This window comes from Streptomyces sp. NPDC005931 (genome assembly GCF_042871235.1).
GTDB lineage: Bacteria > Actinomycetota > Actinomycetes > Streptomycetales > Streptomycetaceae > Streptomyces.
The window spans coordinates 410,144-428,998 of record NZ_JBIAIG010000005.1 but is presented as its reverse complement, the minus strand read 5'-3'; the positions used below and the strand labels follow the sequence as shown (position 1 = coordinate 428,998).

Here is an 18,855-nt window from a genome sequence, read left to right as displayed (position 1 = left end):
GGGTTGCCTCTCCCCCCCCGGTGAGTGTTGGGGGGCGGGGGGGGGGGGGGGGGGGGGGCCGGGGGCCCCCCCCCCCCCCGGGGGCGGGGCGGCGCGGGGGGGGGGCCCCGGGGGGGCCCCCCGGGGGGCCCCCCCACGGCTCGTCGCAGGGCGGGGGCGTGCCTAGAACGGTTCGAAGTCGTCGTACTCGCGCTCGAACTCGTCCCGCTCCGCCTGCCGGTCGCGCCGCCGCTGCGCCGCCGGGCGGGGTGCCTCGAACCGGTGGTCCTCGCCGCGCCGGCCCAGCATCTCGGCGCCGGCCGTGACGGACGGCTCCCAGTCGAAGACGACCGCGTTCTCCTCCGGCCCGATGGCCACGCCGTCGCCGGAGCGGGCACCGGCCTTCATCAACTCGTCCTCGACACCGAGGCGGTTGAGCCGGTCGGCGAGGTAGCCGACGGCCTCGTCGTTGGTGAAGTCGGTCTGGCGGACCCAGCGTTCGGGCTTCTCGCCGCGCACGCGGAACAGCGGCTCGCCACCGCTCTCCTCACGGGTGACGGTGAAGCCGGCGTCGTCCACGGCCTTGGGCCGGATGACGATCCGCGTCGCCTCCTCCTTCGGCTTGGCGGCGCGGGCCGCGGCCACCAGCTCGGCGAGGGCGTACGACAGCTCCTTGAGCCCGATGTGGGCGACGGCCGACACCTCGAAGACACGGTAACCGCGCGCCTCCAGATCGGGCCGCACCATCTCGGCGAGGTCCTTGCCGTCCGGCACGTCGATCTTGTTGAGCACGACGATCCGGGGCCGGTTCTCCAGCCCGGCGCCATACTGCCGCAGCTCCTCCTCGATGACGTCGAGGTCGGAGACGGGGTCACGGTCGGACTCCAGCGTCGCCGTGTCCAGCACGTGCACGAGGACACTGCAGCGCTCCACGTGCCGCAGGAACTCCAGCCCCAGGCCCCGCCCCTGGCTGGCGCCGGGGATCAGGCCGGGCACGTCGGCGACGGTGTACACGGTCGAGCCGGCGGTGACGACGCCCAGGTTCGGCACGAGCGTGGTGAACGGATAGTCGGCGATCTTCGGCTTGGCGGCGGAGAGCACGGAGATCAGCGAGGACTTGCCCGCGCTGGGGTACCCCACCAACGCCACGTCGGCGACGGTCTTCAGCTCCAGGACGATGTCCTGCACGTCCCCCGGCTCGCCGAGCAGCGCGAAGCCGGGCGCCTTGCGCCGCGCGGAGGCGAGGGCGGCGTTGCCGAGCCCGCCCCGGCCGCCCTGGGCGGCGACGTAGGAGGTGCCGTGTCCGACGAGGTCGGCGAGCACGTTGCCCGCCTTGTCCAGCACGACCGTCCCGTCCGGCACGGGCAGGATCAGGTCCTGTCCTTCCTTGCCGGACCGGTTGCCGCCCTCACCGGGCTTGCCGTTGGTGGCCTTGCGGTGCGGGGAGTGGTGGTAGTCGAGCAGCGTGGTCACGGACTGGTCGACGGTCAGGACGACGTCGCCGCCGCGCCCGCCGTTCCCGCCGTCGGGACCGCCCAGCGGCTTGAACTTCTCACGGTGGACGGAGGCACAGCCGTGACCTCCGTTACCCGCGGCGACATGCAGCTCGACGCGGTCCACGAAGGTGGTCATGGTTCGGTGCCTCCAGAGACGTACGAGATGTTTCTCAACCCAACAAGCGAAAGGCGGACCCGCTTCCCGGCCGGGAAGTGAGGTCCGCCTCGCGAAGGTTTCCGATCAGGCGACCGGAACGATGTTCACGACCTTGCGGCCACGGCTGGTGCCGAACTGCACCGCACCGGCCTGCAGCGCGAACAGCGTGTCGTCGCCGCCACGGCCGACGCCGGCGCCCGGGTGGAAGTGGGTGCCGCGCTGGCGGACGAGGATCTCACCCGCGTTGACGACCTGACCACCGAAGCGCTTCACGCCGAGGCGCTGGGCGTTCGAGTCGCGGCCGTTCCGGGTGGACGATGCGCCCTTCTTGTGTGCCATGTCTCCTCAGTCCCTTACTTCGCAGCCGCGGGGATCTCAGTGACCTTGATCGCCGTGTACTGCTGGCGGTGGCCCTGACGACGGCGGTAGCCGGTCTTGTTCTTGTAGCGCAGAATGTCGATCTTCTGGCCCTTGTGGTGGTCCACGACCTCGGCCTGGACCTTGATGCCGGCCAGCACCCACGGGTCGCTGGTCACGGAGTCGCCGTCGACAACGAGCAGGGTCGAGAGCTCGACCGTGTCGCCAACCTTGGCAGTGGAAATCTTGTCAACCTCAACGATGTCGCCGACAGCAACCTTGTGCTGGCGACCACCGCTGCGCACGATGGCGTACACGCGGATCTCACTCTCTCACTCGATGAACGGCACCCCCGCAGGCCAGCCGCCCCGCGCCTGACGCGCGGACGACCTCTCCCGGCCGCGGCCCGCGCCCGGGAGGAAGAGGTTTACGGGGATGTGGCGATCCAGATGGACACGCCGACGGTCAAGGTTACGGGGCCCGGCCCATGGGGGTCAAACCGGACCCCTGTCTCACCCGCCGACCGACGCGACGTAGTCGGCGTACGCGGCCTTGATCCGCGCCGGCGGCAGCTCCAAGTGCTCCAGGATGGTGTAACGGCCCGGCCGGGTCTCCGGGGCGAACTCCACGGCCCGGACGAACTCGTCGTCGCTGAAGCCGATCTCCTGCGCCAGGACCGGCAGCCCGTGCCGGCGCAGCGTCTCGGCCATCAGCCGGGAGTTCTCCTCGTCGCCCCGCAGGTGCATGGCGAAGGCCGCGCCGATGCCGACCTGTTCGCCGTGGCTCGCCGCGCGCCTGGGGTACAGCAGGTCGAGCGCGTGGCTGATCTCGTGGCAGGCCCCGGAGGAGGGCCGGGTGTGACCGGCGATCGACATGGCGATGCCGGACAGCACCAGCCCCTCGGACAGCACGGTCAGGAACCCGTCGTCGCCGCAGCCGCCGGGGTGACGCAGCACGGCCTCGCCGGCCTGGCGCGCCATGGCGGCGGCAAGGCCGTCGACCTTCTCGCCGTTGACGCGGTTGGCCAGTTCCCAGTCCGCTACCGCGGAGATGTTGGACAGGGCGTCCCCGATGCCCGAGCGCACGAAGCGGATCGGCGCCTCCCGTATCACCGCGAGGTCGATGAGCAGCGCGATCGGCGTCGGTACGCCGTAGGAGCCCCGGCCCGCGTCGTTGTCCAGGATGGACACCGGCGAGCAGATGCCGTCGTGGGAGAGGTTGGTGGCCACCGCGACCATGGGCAGGCCGATGCGCGCCGCGGAGTACTTCGCGCAGTCGATGACCTTGCCGCCGCCGAGCCCGACGACCGCGTCGTAGCGGCCGGACTTCATCTCGTCGGCCAGCCGGACCGCGTCGTCGATCGTGCCGCCGCCGACCTCGAACCAGTCGGCACCGGGCAGGGCCGGTGAGAGCCGCTCGCGCAGCCGGGCGCCCGAGCCGCCGCTGATGGCGACGGCCAGTCTTCCCGACTGGGAGATCCGCTGGTCCGCGAGGACACTCGCCAGGTCGTCGAGGGCACCCGGGCGGATGTCCACGACGACCGGCGAGGGGATGAGCCTGGTCAGTACTGGCACGCGATCTCCCGTCCGCGGGCGAGGTCGTCGTGGTTGTCGATCTCGACCCACGGGACGTCGCCGATGGGCGCCACGTCGATCCGGAAGCCGCGGTCGACCAGCTCCTGGTAGCCGTCCTCGTAGTACAGCTGCGGGTCCCGCTCGAAGGTGGCCCTCAGGGCGTCGGCCAGGTCGTCCGCGGCCTCGCCCTCGATCAGGGTCACGCCGATGTACTCGCCGGTGGCCTCGGCCGGGTCCATCAGCTTGGTGATCCGCGTCATCCCCTTCTCCGGGTCGACGACGACCTTCATCTCCTCGTCCGCCAGGGACTTCACCGTGTCCAGCGCCAGGATGATCCGCTTGCCGTCCCCGCGGGCCGCGAGCAGGGTCTTCTCCACGGAGACCGGGTGCACGGTGTCGCCGTTGGCGAGGATCACCCCGTCCCTGAGGGCGTCACGCCCGCACCACAGGGAGTAGGCGTTGTTCCACTCCTCGGCCTTGTCGTTGTCGATCAGCGTGAGCTTGAGCCCGTACTTCTTCTCCAGCGCCTCCCGGCGCTCGTACACGGCCTCCTTGCGGTAACCCACGATGATCCCGGCCTCGGTCAGACCGACCTCGGCGAAGTTGCCGAGGGTCAGGTCCAGGACGGTCAGCGCGTCCGGTCCGTCCTCCGCCCCCACGGGCACGAGGGCCTTGGGGAGGGTGTCGGTGTAGGGGCGCAGACGCCGTCCGGCGCCGGCCGCAAGCACGAGGCCTATCATCGCGGTTCTTCTCCTTACGTTCCCCGGATCCCGCCGAGTCGGGGAGGGTGTCATCTCGGCGGCGGAAACTCAACTGACGGGCGCGCCCACCGCACCGGGGACCGCTGCGACAGGGCGTGGAACGGATGTGGTCCTGTCCACGGGGGACAGGACCACACAGCGTAGACGGCCGGTCAGCCCTCTTCGGTCACGGCCGTGACCGAGGCGGACGGCTGCTGGGCCGCCGCGGTCGTCCTCGACGCCGTCTTCTTGGCGGTCGTCTTGGTGGTGGCCTTCTTCGCGGCTGTCTTGGTGGCCGTCGCCGCCTTCTTGGCCGTCGTCTTCTTGGCGGCGGTCTTCTTCGCCGCCGTCTTCTTCACGGCCGTCTTGGTGGCGGCCTTCTTCGCCGTGGCCTTCTTGGCCGCCTTGCGGGCGGTCTTCTTGGCCGGAGCCGTCCCGTCGGCGGTCTCCTCGCCGGACGGGGCCTGCGCGGGCGCGGTTTCGTCCGCCTCGGCGGCGGCCGGCTCGCCGGCCGGGGCCTGCTCCACCGGGGCCGACGGGACGACCACGACGGCCGCCTCCTCCGACGCGGTGGGCGTGGTGGGCTTGCGCACCGCCCGGCGGCGCGGGCGGGCGGGAGCCGCGGGCTCGGCGGCGGCCTCGGCCGGGGCGGCCGGGGCCTCCTCGGGCTGCGGTCCGGGCGTCGTGGCGACCGCGGGCGCGGTGTCCGCCACCGTCACCACGGCGGCCTCGGCTCCTGCCGGGGAACCGGCCGGCGCGGACACCTTGCGGGTGGCCCGCCGACGCGTACGGCCCTTGGGCGCGGCCTCCTCGGCCGCCGGAGCCTGGGTGACCGGCGTCTCGGCAGGCTCGGCGACCGGCGCCTCGACGACCGGGTCCTCCGCGGCGACCGGCTCGGCGTGCGCCTCGGCGGCACCCTCCGGCTGCACCGGGCGTGCGGCCTCCTGCGCGGCCGTGACGTCCTGAGCGGTCGGCGCCTGCGCCTCGGACTCGCCGGCCGTCAGCCCGTCGGTCCTGGGCTCCTCGGCCCTGAACGCCTCGGTCGTGAGCTCCTCGGCGCGCGACCTCCCGGCCCGGGCGCCCTTCGGCGAACCGGCCGGAGCGGAGGCCCGGCGGCTCGCGCGGCGGCGCGACCGCCCGCGGGTGGCCGCGGCCTCCGCCTCGGCGGCGCTGCTGTACAGCTCCTCGTCCGGGGTGAACTCCGGCGCCGGCAGCGCGACCGGTGCCGCGGCCTCGGCGGCGACCTCGGCCGCCGTCTCGGTCTCGGACTCGGCCTCCGCCTCCTGCTCCGCCGTCACGGAGGTGTCGACGGCCTCGTGCTCCTGCGGCTGCTCACCGGCACCGGCCCGCGCCCGCTTCCGGCGCTTGCCGCCGCCACCGGCGGTCGTCGGCTGGTCGAGGTGCACGATGACACCGCGCCCGTTGCAGTGGACGCAGGTCTCCGAGAACGACTCCAGCAGGCCCTGGCCGACCCGCTTGCGGGTCATCTGGACCAGGCCCAGCGAGGTCACCTCGGCGACCTGGTGCTTCGTACGGTCCCGGCCCAGGCACTCCAGCAGGCGCCGCAGCACCAGGTCCCGGTTGGACTCCAGCACCATGTCGATGAAGTCGATGACGATGATGCCGCCGAGGTCGCGCAGCCGGAGCTGGCGCACGATCTCCTCCGCCGCCTCCAGGTTGTTCCTGGTGACCGTCTCCTCGAGGTTCCCGCCCTGACCGGTGAACTTGCCGGTGTTGACGTCGATGACGACCATCGCCTCGGTCCGGTCGATCACCAGCGAACCTCCGCTGGGCAGCCAGACCTTGCGGTCCAGCGCCTTGGCGAGCTGCTCGTCGATCCGGTGGGCGGCGAAGACGTCGACCTCGCTGGTCCACTTCTGCAGCCGGTCGGCCAGGTCGGGCGCCACGTGCGAGACGTACCCGTGGATGGTCGCCCACGCGTCGTCACCGCTGACGACGACCTTGGAGAAGTCCTCGTTGAAGATGTCCCGCACGACCCGGACGGTCATGTCCGGCTCGCCGTACAGCAACGACGGGGCGTTGCCGTTCTTGGACTTCTTCTGGATGTCCTCCCACTGCGACTGGAGCCGCTCGACGTCGCGGCGCAGCTCCTCCTCGCTGGCCCCCTCGGCGGCGGTGCGCACGATGACGCCCGCGTCCTCGGGCACGATCTTCTTGAGGATCGTCTTCAGGCGGGACCGCTCGGTGTCGGGCAGCTTGCGGCTGATGCCGGTCATCGAGCCCTCGGGGACGTACACGAGGTAGCGGCCCGGGAGGGAGACCTGGCTGGTCAGCCGGGCACCCTTGTGCCCGATCGGGTCCTTGGTGACCTGGACGAGCACGGACTGGCCCGACTTCAGCGCGGACTCGATGCGACGCGGGCCGTTGGCCATGCCCAGCGCCTCGAAGTTCACCTCACCCGCGTAGAGGACGGCGTTGCGGCCCTTGCCGATGTCGATGAAGGCGGCCTCCATCGACGGCAGCACGTTCTGCACCTTGCCGAGGTAGACGTTCCCGACGTACGAGACCGCCTGCTCCTTGTTGACGTAGTGCTCGACGAGCACGCCGTCCTCCAGGACGCCGATCTGCGTGCGGTCCCCGTGCTGGCGGACCACCATGACGCGCTCGACGGCCTCGCGGCGGGCCAGGAACTCGGCCTCGGTGATGATCGGCACCCGGCGGCGGCCCTGCTCGCGGCCCTCGCGGCGGCGCTGCTTCTTGGCCTCCAGACGGGTGGAGCCCTTGATGGACTGCACCTCGTCCGAGGGCTCGGTGGCCTTGCGCGGCTCGCGGACCTTGACGACGGTGCGCTCGGGGTCGTCGGCGGCGGGCTCGGGCTCGGCGCCGTTGTCCCCGGCGCGGCGGCGACGGCGGCGACGGCGACGGCTGCTGCTGGAGCCTGCGCCCGACTCCTCGCGGTCCTCGGCCGACTCGGCGCCCTCCTCGGCGTCCTCCTCGGCCTGCTCCGCGGTGTCTTCGGCGTCCTGGGCGGCCTGCTCGGCGGAGAGCCGCTCGGTGTCGGCGTCGCCGCCCTCTCCGGCTTCGGCGTCGGCGTCGGCGGCCTCGCCGCGCCTGCGGCGGCGGCCACCACGGCGACGGCGGCGGCGCGAACCGGAGCCCTCGCTCTCCTCGTGGTCCTCGCCGTCGGCCTGGTCCTCGATCGTCTCGTCGACCGTCTCGTCGGCCGTCTCGTCGGCCTCCTCGGCCCCGGTCTCCTCCTCGGCGGGGGCCTCGGCGCGGGTGACGGCGGGACGCGCGGCCTCGGGCTCGTCGTCCGCGCCCCGGCGCCGGCGACGACGGCGCGCCGCGGTGGGCTGCTCCTCCGGGAACTCCTCGGTCTCCTCGGGCTCCTCCGCCCCGGCGGCCTCGGCGGCCGCTTCGGCGGCGGCCCGCTGCGGGGTCTGGAACCTCGGCTCGGTGAACACCGGCGCCTGGAAGACGGCTACGGCGGGGCGCGCGGGGCGCTTCGGGACCGCCTCGGGCTCCGCCTCGGCCGGCTTCCCGCGCTTCTCGGCGGCACGGCGGCCGGACGGGGCGTCGGCGGGCTTCGCGGGTTCGGCGAACCCGGCGGCGGCCCGGCGGACCACCCGGCGCCGGCGGCGCGGCGCGGTGTCCTCGTCGGCGGTGGCGGCGGGCTCGGCGGTCTGCGGGGCCTGCGCGGCCGCGGCGGCGGGCGCCTCGGGGGCCGGGGCGGGGGTCTCGGTGGCCGGTGCGGGGGTCTCGGTCGTCGTCACCGGGGCCTTCTCCTCGGTGGACGGGACGGACTGCACGGCTTCCGCGGCCTCGGGCGCCCCGGCGGGCGCGGACGCCCGGCGCGCGGCCCGGCGACGGGTGCGGCGCGGAGCCGCCTCCTCGGCGGCCTCGTCCGCCACCGGTTCCGTGACCGGCTCGGAGGCGGGCTCGGAGGTCGGCTCGGTGGTGCCGTGCGCGTTCTCGGCGGCGGTCTCACCCGCGGTCGGCGAGGTCACGGTGCGCGTCGCACGCCGACGGGTGCGCCGGGGGGCGGCGTCCCCGGCGGTCTCCACCGGCCCGGCGGGCTCGGCGGCCGCCTCTGGGGTGGCTTCGGGGGCGGCGGGCGGCGCCGTCGCCGCTACGACGCTCTCGGCGGCCTCCGCGGACGCCGGGGCCCCGGCGGGCGCGGACGCCCGGCGGACCACACGACGACGCCGGCGCCCGGCGGAGGCGGCCTCGGCCGCCTCCTCCGCGGTGTCAGCAGCCTCTGTGGTCTCGGCAGTACCTGCGGTCTCCGCGGAGGCGGGGGACTCGATCGAGTCGGCGGACACCGTCGCCGGTGCGGCAGGCGTCCCGGTCTCGGCCGGGGCAGCGGCCTCGGCCTCCGTCTGCGCGGTGGCGGCCGGCGGACCGGCCGGCCGGGACGCGGCACGGCGACGCCTGCGCGGCGGCAGGGTGTCGCTCGGGGTGTTGGGTTCGGAGCCCTCGACGGGCTCGGTCGGTTCGAGCATGCGGGCGTTTCTCCCGTCAGGCTCCCGGGCGCCGCACCTGGTCCGGCGATGCCGGTGACGTCCGCGGCTCGCGCGATGCGCGGTTGCCGCCGTCCGGGGCGCGGGCGCCGCACGGGAGCTCTCTGTCCTGTCTCGCCGGTTCCGTACGCCGAATGCGCACGGCCTGGCGAAAGTCTTCTGGTCGGTGCGCTGCCCGACCCAGGTGGCTCCCGAGTTCGAGGGCGGCGCTACGACGTCCGTCCCTGGCGGGACCTTCCTACGCCGGCGCCGTCGCGGCGGCAGTGGCGCCGGCCGTGTGCGGCTCGGTCGCTGCTGCCTCGCGGTCGGGCGCGAGCGGGTCGGTCACGGTGCCGGTCTCTTCATCGAACAGCCCCTGCGCCAGCCTGGTCACCGCTGCGGGGACCGGCGGCGCCAGGTCGGCCACGGCGCGGAGACCGGACAGGACGTCGTCGGGTCGTACGGCAGGCGTCACGTGCCGAACAACCAGCCGCAGTATCGCACAGGGCTGGTCGGTCGGCCTATCGGCCTGCGTGGGATGCGTGGGCGCACGCTCGGGATCGACGCTCTCCAGCCCGGCGACCGCGGAGCGGGCGTCGAAGGTGCGGACGCCGTTCTTGGTCATGCGCTGGACCTCGACGGTCTCGGCCGCGTTGAAGGCGTCCACCGCGCGGCGGGCGTCCTCGGGGGCGACACCGTTCAGCCGCAGCTCCCAGACGGAAGCCGTGAGCCGGTCGGCGAGCCCCGACGTGTGGGCCTCGACCGCCTCGACGATGTCCAGCCCGGTGGGCAGTGACTCGTCGAGCAGGGCCCTGAGCCGCTCCGGGTCGCGCGGCTCGGTGAGCGCGATCTCGAGGTACTCCGCCTCACTGCCCGTGCCGGTGGGTGCGGCATTGGCGTAGGACACCTTCGGGTGCGGCGTGAACCCCGCCGAGTACGCCATCGGCACCTCGGCACGGCGCAACGCGCGTTCGAAGGCGCGCTGGAAGTCACGGTGGCTGGTGAACCGGAGGCGGCCGCGCTTGGTGTAGCGCAGTCGGATGCGCTGCACCGCGGGTGCGGGCGGCGGGCCTACGGGCTGTCGCTTCCCCAGTGTCGTTCAGTCCTTCGTGAGAGCGGTCTTACTGCTACCAAGAGTACGTCTCTCCCGGCCGGGAGGTTCCCGCCGGTGGGTGATCTGCGCTTTCCCCGGCTCCCCGAACAGCATGCGGCGGAAGTCGGCGCGGGCCTGCCGGACGGACTCGCGGGCGGCGGCGAGGGCCTGCCGGGTGGCCCGTCCCACGCCGCGCGCGGCCTCGGCGACGGGCCGCAGCACCGCCTCCCGCACGACGTGCCCGATCGGCGTCAGCACGCTGCGGTACATCCAGCGCACGGGCTCCACGAAGACCCAGCGCAGGAGGGTGGCGAGGAAGCGCCCGACGGCGAGCGAGATGTGCCCGGCGATGCGCCAGGCGTGCCCCAGGGCGTCGACGATCTCCCGTCCCACGACGGCGAGGAAGCGGCCGATCGGCGCGAGGACCCAGCGCCGGACGGCGAGGGCGGGCAGGACGAGAAGGATCCGGACGATCCAGTACAGGGCCGTCCCGATCCCGGTGACGAGCGTGCCGACGAGCCACGCGACACCCCCGGCGCACCACGCGACCGCGTGCCCGACCGGCGTGAGCACCCAGGTGTAGAGCCACACCGCGGGCACCACGACGAGGTACCGCACGAGCCAGGACACGACCGTCCAGACGCCGAGCCCGACGGCGCCCACGGCGCCGAGTCCCCGGAGCACCCACAGCACCCCGTGCCCGATCGGCGTCAGCACGCGCGCGTACAACCACTCGACGGCATGTCCGAGGGGCGTCAGTACGTACCGGTGGAACCACACCGCGGGGACGACGAGGAGCACGTGCCCGAGCCAGGCGAACCCCTTGCCGAGCGGCACGAGGACGTACCGCCACAGCCCGACGAACGGCCAGACGAACAGCGCCCGCCCGAGCCACAGCAGGGCCCGCCCGACGGGCCGGAACAGGACGTCGTTCAGGAACCGCCCGGCGACGACGAGCGCGTCCCACGCCATCCGCACCGGCAGGACGACGACGAGGGCGACGATGCGCACGGGAAGGCGGATCGCCGTGACGAGGCAGCCCTCACCGCCCCGCGCGTCTCCCCGTACGACGGGCGCCGGCTCACCACGCCTGTCGGGACGCACGTCCGACTCCTCCCGAGCGGGGCCCGCGGCCTGTGACTTCTCCAGATCCATACCGACGTAGACGCCGCAGGGGCCGGTCCGGATCCCGTACCGCTCGAGCCGCCCACCGGCCCGCCGGTCCCGCGCCGTGCGGTGTGGCCGAATGGATGAATGGCCGAGGATCGCGGGGAAAGGACCGGAACACGGCCGGGAACCCTCGAACGAGCAGGCAGACCCGCTTTTCGGGCACCGTCTCCCAAGATCACCAAGGCCCTGCGAAAAGCGATTCAAATGACCGCCGTTCACTCTTTCGCCGCGCATCCAAGTGATAGGGCCACCGTTATTCGATACATGACTAAGGCAAGCGAGCCCGGGCCACTCAGGCCCGGCGGGGGGCCGAGCGGCCCGGCCGGCGCCCACGAGGTCACCATGGGCGCGCACACCCGCACCAGGGGCACACCCGGCAACGACGGCGTTCCCGCCCCATGGCAGGGAACCGAGCCGCTCCCGAGCCATTTCTTCGCGGTGGTCCGGCAGTTGGAGTCCGACCTGGCCGGCCGATGGATCGGCCCGCCCGACAACCACTCCGTCCGCCGAGCCGACGAATCAATCGTGACATGAACGACGAACGCTTCGACCACTTCTGGTACCGCGCCGACTTCCCGGACCAGGCCGACACGACGACGGCCACCGGCCGGCACCGGGCGGCGGCCGTGTACGCGGAGCCGGTGGAGCCCACGGTCCCACCCTGGGACCCGGCCGAGGAACTCGCCTACCTGCTCAGGGAAGCCGGGAACGAGGACTACGCCAGGACGGCCGCACCCCAGGCCTCTCCGCTCTCCCAGCCACCCCCCGTGCCGAACCCCCGCGAGGAGAGGCCGGTCACCCCGCCGCAGGCCGGCAGTCCCCTCGAGAACCTCCAGGAGATCACCGCCGAACTGCCGCCCCTGCGCCGGGCAGCACGGGGACACCGCAAACTCACCCCCCGCCGCCGACCGGACGGGGTGCGGGTGGCGAGTTACGTCATCGCCGCACTGGCGGCGGTCACCGTGTCGATGGTCAGCGTCTTCAGCGGCGTGGTCACCTACGAACCCCTGCTCCTGGTCACGACGGCACACAGCCACGGCAGTTCGGCCGCCTGGTGGCCCATCCTGGTCTACGGACCCTGGCTGGCCGGTTCCCTGTCCGTCCTCCGCGCGGCCCTGCACCAGCGCCGCGCCCTGCACTCCTGGTTCGTCGTCCTGCTGTTCTCCTCGGTCGCGGTCCTGCTGTGCGTCGCCCAGGCACCGCGCACGATCACCGACACGGCCGCGGCGGCACTGCCGGGAGTCGCCGCCCTGGCCTGCTTCCAGCAACTCGTCCGCCAGATCACCCTGACCCGCCCCCCGCGCCGGGCGATCCCCCGCCACCGCCTCCGGTCCGCCACGGAACCCCACATCCCACTCGCGCCCCCGCGTACCCGCCGCCCGTTCTGACTCCCGTTCGCCTCCCGACCCCAACCCACCGGCACGCCCCCGCGCCCCGGCTGCCGACGGTCCACACACCGTCGGCAGCATCCGCGCCCGTCGCCGGAGCACTCCCCCCTGCACGACGCCTCCGTCAGTAGGAGGCAGAGCGGTTGAAGTCGGTGACGTTGAGCTTCACGCCCTCCATGCTGTCGAGCGTGGTGAAGAACTCCCCCCGCGCAGTCTGGCCGGGTCGCACGTCGGTCTCCCATTCAGAGCTGTTCTCCAGCCGGGTGCCGTCGGCGTCGACCGCCTCCCACTCCCAGAAGTAGTCGGACTTCTCGCTGCTGCTGTTCTTGATCGTCCAAACGACCCAGATGTCGGTGATTCCGGCCTGTGAACGGTCGTCCAGCCGGAAGTCGACCAGGTCCGCCCGCTCGCCCTTGTCCGCGGCCTCCCGCGTCTCCTCCTGCGACCCCTTCTCGGTGGTGCTCCTGGGCGCGGGAGTCGTGGTGGTGTCCTCCCCGTCCCCCGACACGACCACCAGAGCCACCGCGATGACGACCACCGCGGCCAGGGCCCCGGCGCACCCCCACAGACAGCCACGACCCCGCCCCTTCGTCTGCCGCGGCCCTGCCCACTGCCCGGAACCGGTGGGACCGCCGCCTCCCGGGTTCCCCCACTGAGGGCCACCGGCCGACGGTCCGCCCGCGGGCGGCTCATTCGCTGGCACGTCTACCTCCTCCGTAGCGGATGCCGCCACGCTAGGAAGCCGGGGAACACCGGGCGAATCAGGAACGGCCAGCCGGGCGACAGCCTCGGCGGACGTCCGCCGACTCCGATCCCCTCTGCCGGCCCCGGTCCCGCCCCTGTCGGCCCCCCTTCCCGCGAGCGCGAGGGGCGGCCGTCGGCCGTGGACACCGTCCGGGGACAGGGGAGGACCTCCGCCTCCAGAGGCCCGCTCCGCACTCAATCACCCGATCGAGTGGTTCACTCACGCCTCGCGTGTCCATGGGAAGCAGGCGCCGGACCATCGTTCCTGACCGTCGTAGGCAGCGGAATCCTGCCCACCACGGCCCCGTTGTGTCGCAGCAAACCTGATCCGGGCGGAGGAACGCGTGCGCATGCCCGGCCGACGCGTTCTGCGGGGTGAGCTGTCTAGCGCAAGATCCAGAAAGTCACTACCATGCGCACGATCCGGCCACGGTCGGGGCGGTCAGGCGATCTTCCCTGGGCGTGCGGAAGCGCAGTCCTCACGAGAGCGCCGTCACCTCTGGGAGGCAATGGTGTCGCGATCCCGTAGGCTCGCGGACGGCCCCACTGGCTGGTTCTCATCGACCGCGCACCGCAGCGCGGGGCCGATCCGATCGAGCACGGTCGATCCTTCGAAGGGTAGTGGTTCACACCGCCGCAGGGAGATCTGGTGAAAGACGTCGGGTCGGTGCGTACTGCCGTGTTCCGGGACGAGGAGTCCGATTCCGGCGCCTTCCAGGCCAGCGCGAGCATCGTGCAGGCGGGCTTCTTCTGCTGGGAGATCGCCACCGGCGAGGTGAGCTGCGATCCGCTCACCCTCGCCCTGCACGGCATGCCCGAGCACGGCCCGTCGGACATCTCCAGCTTCCTGGCGGCAGTGCACGAGTCCGATCTGGCCGATGTGCGCGACGCCCTGGGACTGATCGCGAAATCCTGCGGCAACTACCAGATCGAGTACCGCGTCATGTCCGGCCACGGCCGGTACCGGTCCCTGGAAGCCCGGGGCCGCGTCCTGCCCAGCGCCGACGGCCTGCCGGTCCGCATGGTCGGCGTGGTCATGGACACCACGGCCGTCCATGAACGCCACGAGGCGGAGAAGCGGCGGCTGTACGAGCGCGCCACCCGTGATCGCTGGATGCGGGAGCTCACCGCGGCCCTGGCCGCCGCGGTGACGGTCAAGGACATCATGACGGCCGCACAGGCAGGACTGCGCACGTTCGGAGCGGAGGCGCTGGCGGTGATCGCCCCGGAGGGCAACCGGCTGACCGTCATCGCCTCGTGCGCCGACGAGGACCAGGGTGAGGCCGCCCCCCGCGTCCTCGACGCGACGGCCCGCACGCTCGTGGAGGCATCGCTCGACCGCGGGGCTCCCGTTCTCGTCGGCTCCGCGGACGCGCTGATCACCGAGCACCCGCACCTGGCACCACTCGCCGAGTCGGCCCCGCAGGCGTGGGCGGCCGTGCCGCTCACGGACTCGCGCGGCCGGGTCAGCTCCTGCCTCGTCAGTTTCCCCCAGCCGCAGGAGTTCCTGCCCGAGGAGCGGGCTCTCCTGGTCGCCGCCACGGGACTGCTCGCCCAGTCACTGGAGCGAGCCAGCATGTACGAGTCGGAACACGCACTCGCCACCGAGCTCCAGCGCGGCATGCTCCCGCGCGGGCCGCTCACGGTGCCGGGCGTGACCATCGCCGCCCGCTACCAGGCCGCCACCTCCGGCATGTGGATCGGTGGCGACTGGTACGACGCCATCAGCCTGCCCGACGGCGGCGTGGCCCTGGTCATCGGAGATGTGCAGGGCCACAGCGTCCACGCCGCGTCCCTCATGGGGCGGCTGCGTACCGCCGTGCACGCCTACGCGAACGAGGGGCACCCGCCCGCGGCCGTCCTGGAACGCACCAACCGCCTGCTGGCCGAGCTGAACACCGACCCGGACAGCGCCCTCTTCGCCACATGCTGTTACGTGGCGCTCAACCCCTCCGACGGAACGCTCCGGGTGTGCCGGGCCGGTCATCCGTCCCCGGCGCTGATCACCCCCCGGAAGCCGCCGCGCCTGCTGGAGGTCCCCGGCGGCCTCCCTCTGGGGATCGACCGGGAGCAGCGGTACCCGACCACGCGCCTGCGCATCGCTCCGGGCAGCGTGCTCGCGCTGACCACCGACGGCCTGCTCGAGGCCGTGGACAAGGACATCGACCAGGGCATCGAGAAGTTCCTCCAGGGTCTGCGGGGAGCTCCCACCGCGGATCTGGAAACCGTTGTCGACGACCTCCTCGCCAACACGCGGAAGGCCTACGGTCTGGGCGACGACGTCGCCCTCCTCCTGGCTCGTCTGAACCGGCCCGGCAACCGCAGCTGACCCCGTCCCGGCCCGGCCGGTTCCCCGCTAACGCCGTCAACCTGCAGGGTAATTTACGTCGGTGGCTGGGACTGCCTGGTCATGCTCCATCCTGCCCATGGGCGTGCCGCATCGGCCATGTCGCCGGATGTCGCGAATGGCAGAGAATCACCGAGAAGCGAGCTGACGTATGGACAATTTCCGGATCCCGGACCTCCGCACACCCGTACCGGCAGCGCTCAATCCGGAGCTCCAGGAGTCGGCGGCTGCCGCCGAGGCGTGGCTGGACGAGTTCGACCTGGTCCCCACCGAGGAAGCACGCCGGCACGTGCAGCGCACTCGTGTGGACCGGCTCACCGCGTGGTTGTGCCCGAACGCCCCACGGGAGGCCCTGTCCTTGATCACCCAGTGGAACGCATGGCTGTTCCAGCTGGACGACCAATTCGACGACGATCCGGTGCGCGGCTACCAGCCCGAGCTGTGGCGGGAATCCTTCGGACCGTTGTTCGCCGTATTCGAAGGGACCGTCTCGGCCGGGCGCCTGGCGCGCTCCCTGGCCGATCTCTGGCGCCGCACCAAGGCCATCCGTTCCTCCGCCTGGCAGCGAAGGTTCGTCCCGCACCTTCTGTGGTATTTCGACAGCTACCGGGCCGACATGATCCATCGGGAGGAGGGGCGCGTACCCGGCCTGCAGCAGTATCTCGCCCACCGCCGCGCCTCATTCGCCTTCGACGCCGTCCTCGACCTGGTGGAGATCGGTACCGGCGTCGACCTGCCCGACCAGCTGCACGCCCACCCGGCCTTCGCGGACATGCGGGAGGCGGTGATCTACGCGAACGCCTGCATCAACGACCTCTACTCCCTGCCCAAGGAACTCGCACACGACTACGCGTTCAACGCCGTCACGGTGATCTGCCATCATCACCGGTGCAGCCTCCAGGAGGCAGTGGAGCGCGTGGCGGTGATGCAGGCCGGATACGTCCAGCGCATCGTCGACCTCGAGGAGGTCCTGCCCGCCCGACTGTCGCGTTCCGGCATCCCCGACGACGTCGTCGACGACGCGATGCGCTGCGTCAAGGACTTCCACGCGCTCACCGCCGGGAACGTCACGTGGTCGAAGGAGACCGGACGCTATGCGGAGATAGAGGAGAACCCGACCTATCTCGCCGACCTGTTCCTGCCGTAGGGCCCACCCTCACCCATGGCCCGAGTGCTGCGGCACGGCGGTTCCCTCGGGTGCCGCCAGGAGCGGCCCGTGGTGGCCGGACGGCCACAGCGCGCCGACCGCTGTCGGATCGGCTCCCGACAGCAGCCGGCGCAGCAGCCACGTCGTCCTCACTCGCGACTCGCTCCCGCCGGGGCATCCCCCACCCGGACGGGTGCGTCGCTCCCTCAGTGCCCGTGCCCGCTGGGAGCCGGCGCCGCGTTCCTGACCGTCAGAGGCAACAGCTTCCTGCCCGTGGGTCCGATCTGGATGTGCGTGTCCATCTGCGGGCACACGCCGCAATCGAAGCACGGGGTCCAGCGGCAGTCCTCGACCTCCGTCTCGTCGAGGGCGTCCTGCCAGTCCTCCCAGAGCCAGTCCTTGTCGAGGCCCGAGTCCAGGTGGTCCCAGGGCAGGACCTCCTCGTAGGTGCGCTCGCGGGTGGTGTACCAGTCGACGTCGACGCCGAACGGCGCGAGGGCCTTGTCGGCGCAGGCCATCCAGCGGTCGTAGGAGAAGTGCTCGCGCCAGCCGTCGAAGCGGCCGCCGTCCTCGTAGACCGCGCGGATGACCGCGCCGATGCGGCGGTCCCCGCGGGACAGGAGACCTTCCACGATGCCCGGCTTGCCGTCGTGGTAGCGGAAGCCGATGGAGCGGCCGTACTTCTTGTCGCCGCGGATCTTGTCGCGCAGCTTGGCCAGGCGGGCGTCCGTCTCCTCCGCCGAGAGCTGCGGGGCCCACTGGAAGGGCGTGTGGGGCTTGGGGACGAAGCCGCCGATCGACACCGTGCAGCGGATGTCGTTCGAGCCGGAGACCTCGCGGCCCTTCTGGATGACCCTCGTCGCCATGTCGGCGATCTGGAGGACGTCGTCGTCGGTCTCCGTCGGCAGGCCGCACATGAAGTACAGCTTCACCTGGCGCCAGCCGTTGCCGTAGGCCGTGGCGACCGTCCTGATCAGGTCGTCCTCCGAGACCATCTTGTTGATGACCTTGCGGATGCGTTCCGAGCCGCCCTCGGGGGCGAAGGTCAGGCCGGAGCGGCGGCCGTTGCGGGTGAGCTCGTTCGCCAGGTCGATGTTGAAGGCGTCGACCCGGGTCGAGGGCAGCGAGAGGCCGATCTTGTCGTCCTCGTAGCGGTCGGCCAGGCCCTTGGCGATGTCGCCGATCTCCGAGTGGTCCGCTGAGGACAGGGAGAGCAGGCCCACCTCCTCGAAGCCCGTCGCCTTCAGACCCTTCTCGACCATGTCGCCGATACCGGTGATCGAGCGCTCCCGCACAGGACGGGTGATCATGCCGGCCTGGCAGAAGCGGCAGCCGCGGGTGCAGCCGCGGAAGATCTCGACCGACATGCGCTCGTGGACCGTCTCGGCGAGCGGGACGAGGGGCTGTTTGGGGTAGGGCCACTCGTCGAGGTCCATCACGGTGTGCTTGGACACGCGCCAGGGGACGCCGGAGCGGTTGGGGACGACACGGGCGATGCGGCCGTCGGGCAGGTACTCGACGTCGTAGAAGCCGGGGATGTACACCCCGCCCGTCTTCGCCAGGCGGAGCAGCAGTTCCTCGCGGCCGCCGGGGCGGCCCTCCGCCTTCCAGGCGCGGATGATCCGCGTGACCTCGAGGACGGCCTGCTCGCCGTCGCCGATGACCGCGCAGTCGATGAAGTCGGCGATCGGCTCGGGGTTGAACGCCGCGTGGCCGCCGGCCATGACGATCGGGTCGTCCAGGGTCCGGTCCCGGGACTCCAGGGGGATGCCCGCGAGGTCGAGGGCGGTGAGCATGTTGGTGTAGCCGAGCTCGGTGGAGAAGCTCAGGCCGAACACGTCGAAGGCCCCCACCGGGCGGTGGCTGTCGACCGTGAACTGCGGGACGCGGCGCTCGCGCATGAGTGCCTCGAGGTCCGGCCACACGCTGTAGGTGCGCTCGGCGAGGACACCGTCCTGTTCGTTGAGGACCTCGTAGAGGATCTGCACGCCCTGGTTGGGCAGGCCGACCTCGTAGGCGTCGGGGTACATCAGCGCCCAGCGCACGTCGCAGGAGTCCCAGTCCTTGACCGTGGAGTTGAGCTCTCCGCCGACGTACTGGATCGGCTTCTGCACATGCGGGAGCAGAGCTTCGAGCTGCGGGAACACAGACTCGGCGGCTTCGGCAGGCATCTTGCGAACCTTCGTGTGTGGACAGGGGTGAC

Annotated in this window: 14 protein-coding genes; 3 read left to right on the top strand and 11 right to left on the bottom strand. The window is 72.2% G+C overall.

From position 1 onward, the window contains the following. Positions 1-162: 162 nt before the first annotated feature. The 8 genes from obgE to ACFYOV_RS16050 all read right to left on the bottom strand — a co-directional run bounded on the left by obgE (position 163) and on the right by ACFYOV_RS16050 (position 11,011). Positions 163-1,611: a GTPase ObgE gene (obgE, locus tag ACFYOV_RS16085; protein WP_389087902.1), complete on the bottom strand. Its 1,449-nt coding sequence runs from the start codon at positions 1,609-1,611 to the stop codon at positions 163-165. A gap of 105 nt (positions 1,612-1,716) precedes the next feature. Beyond that, positions 1,717-1,971: a 50S ribosomal protein L27 gene (gene rpmA / locus ACFYOV_RS16080; protein WP_073938528.1), complete on the bottom strand. Its 255-nt coding sequence runs from the start codon at positions 1,969-1,971 to the stop codon at positions 1,717-1,719. A 14-nt stretch (positions 1,972-1,985) separates the two neighbouring features. Further along, positions 1,986-2,306 (bottom strand): 50S ribosomal protein L21, encoded by a 321-nt coding sequence (rplU, locus tag ACFYOV_RS16075; protein ID WP_006132815.1) that lies wholly within the window; start codon positions 2,304-2,306, stop codon positions 1,986-1,988. Positions 2,307-2,501: 195 nt separating this feature from the next. Continuing rightward, positions 2,502-3,563 (bottom strand): iron-containing alcohol dehydrogenase family protein, encoded by a 1,062-nt coding sequence (locus ACFYOV_RS16070; protein ID WP_389087898.1) that lies wholly within the window; start codon positions 3,561-3,563, stop codon positions 2,502-2,504. Beyond that, entirely contained in the window at positions 3,551-4,303 is a 753-nt protein-coding gene (locus tag ACFYOV_RS16065) for a sugar phosphate nucleotidyltransferase (RefSeq protein WP_389087895.1), read from the bottom strand. The genes ACFYOV_RS16070 and ACFYOV_RS16065 overlap by 13 nt, the downstream gene beginning before the upstream one ends. 173 nt (positions 4,304-4,476) lie before the next feature. Then, complete coding sequence (locus tag ACFYOV_RS16060) at positions 4,477-8,766, bottom strand: Rne/Rng family ribonuclease (RefSeq protein WP_389087893.1); 4,290 nt, start codon at positions 8,764-8,766, stop codon at positions 4,477-4,479. Positions 8,767-9,022: 256 nt separating this feature from the next. Then, complete coding sequence (locus tag ACFYOV_RS16055; RefSeq protein ID WP_389087890.1) at positions 9,023-9,814, bottom strand: TIGR03936 family radical SAM-associated protein; 792 nt, start codon at positions 9,812-9,814, stop codon at positions 9,023-9,025. 48 nt (positions 9,815-9,862) lie between these two features. Continuing rightward, positions 9,863-11,011: a hypothetical protein gene (locus ACFYOV_RS16050; RefSeq protein WP_389087888.1), complete on the bottom strand. Its 1,149-nt coding sequence runs from the start codon at positions 11,009-11,011 to the stop codon at positions 9,863-9,865. Positions 11,012-11,556: 545 nt separating this feature from the next. On the opposite strand from ACFYOV_RS16050, the gene ACFYOV_RS16045 reads away from it, so the two are divergent. After that, positions 11,557-12,414 carry a hypothetical protein gene (locus ACFYOV_RS16045; protein WP_389087885.1) on the top strand — a complete coding sequence of 286 codons (858 nt, stop codon included), beginning with the start codon at positions 11,557-11,559 and terminating at the stop codon, positions 12,412-12,414. Between the two features lie 124 nt (positions 12,415-12,538). On the opposite strand, the gene ACFYOV_RS16040 is transcribed toward ACFYOV_RS16045, so the two are convergent. Next, positions 12,539-12,952, bottom strand: a complete 414-nt coding sequence (locus tag ACFYOV_RS16040; protein WP_389087883.1) for a hypothetical protein — start codon at positions 12,950-12,952, stop codon at positions 12,539-12,541. Between the two features lie 855 nt (positions 12,953-13,807). On the opposite strand from ACFYOV_RS16040, the gene ACFYOV_RS16035 reads away from it, so the two are divergent. Both ACFYOV_RS16035 and ACFYOV_RS16030 read left to right on the top strand, forming a co-directional pair. Further along, positions 13,808-15,487, top strand: coding sequence for a SpoIIE family protein phosphatase (locus ACFYOV_RS16035; protein WP_389087880.1), 1,680 nt, complete (start codon positions 13,808-13,810; stop codon positions 15,485-15,487). 169 nt (positions 15,488-15,656) lie between these two features. Further along, positions 15,657-16,652: a hypothetical protein gene (locus ACFYOV_RS16030; RefSeq protein WP_389087877.1), complete on the top strand. Its 996-nt coding sequence runs from the start codon at positions 15,657-15,659 to the stop codon at positions 16,650-16,652. 9 nt (positions 16,653-16,661) lie between these two features. Here ACFYOV_RS16030 and ACFYOV_RS16025 read toward each other — a convergent pair whose 3' ends face one another. Both ACFYOV_RS16025 and ACFYOV_RS16020 read right to left on the bottom strand, forming a co-directional pair. Continuing rightward, the gene (locus ACFYOV_RS16025) at positions 16,662-16,805 is read right to left on the bottom strand and encodes a hypothetical protein (protein WP_389087875.1); all 144 of its coding nucleotides are present in this window, start codon (positions 16,803-16,805) and stop codon (positions 16,662-16,664) included. Positions 16,806-16,858: 53 nt separating this feature from the next. Continuing rightward, on the bottom strand, positions 16,859-18,823 hold the full coding sequence (locus tag ACFYOV_RS16020; RefSeq protein WP_389087871.1) for a TIGR03960 family B12-binding radical SAM protein: 1,965 nt from the start codon (positions 18,821-18,823) through the stop codon (positions 16,859-16,861). Positions 18,824-18,855: the final 32 nt, after the last annotated feature.

Bases quoted from the DNA above. Each gene is read 5' to 3' on its own strand.
- ACFYOV_RS16065 (WP_389087895.1), bottom strand. From the start codon at position 4,303: ATGATAGGCCTCGTGCTTGCGGCCGGCGCCGGACGGCGTCTGCGCCCC.
- ACFYOV_RS16020 (WP_389087871.1), bottom strand. From the start codon at position 18,823: ATGCCTGCCGAAGCCGCCGAGTCTGTGTTCCCGCAGCTCGAAGCTCTG.
- rpmA (WP_073938528.1), bottom strand. From the start codon at position 1,971: ATGGCACACAAGAAGGGCGCATCGTCCACCCGGAACGGCCGCGACTCG.
- ACFYOV_RS16060 (WP_389087893.1), bottom strand. From the start codon at position 8,766: ATGCTCGAACCGACCGAGCCCGTCGAGGGCTCCGAACCCAACACCCCG.
- ACFYOV_RS16050 (WP_389087888.1), bottom strand. From the start codon at position 11,011: ATGGATCTGGAGAAGTCACAGGCCGCGGGCCCCGCTCGGGAGGAGTCG.
- ACFYOV_RS16045 (WP_389087885.1), top strand. From the start codon at position 11,557: ATGAACGACGAACGCTTCGACCACTTCTGGTACCGCGCCGACTTCCCG.
- ACFYOV_RS16030 (WP_389087877.1), top strand. From the start codon at position 15,657: ATGGACAATTTCCGGATCCCGGACCTCCGCACACCCGTACCGGCAGCG.
- obgE (WP_389087902.1), bottom strand. From the start codon at position 1,611: ATGACCACCTTCGTGGACCGCGTCGAGCTGCATGTCGCCGCGGGTAAC.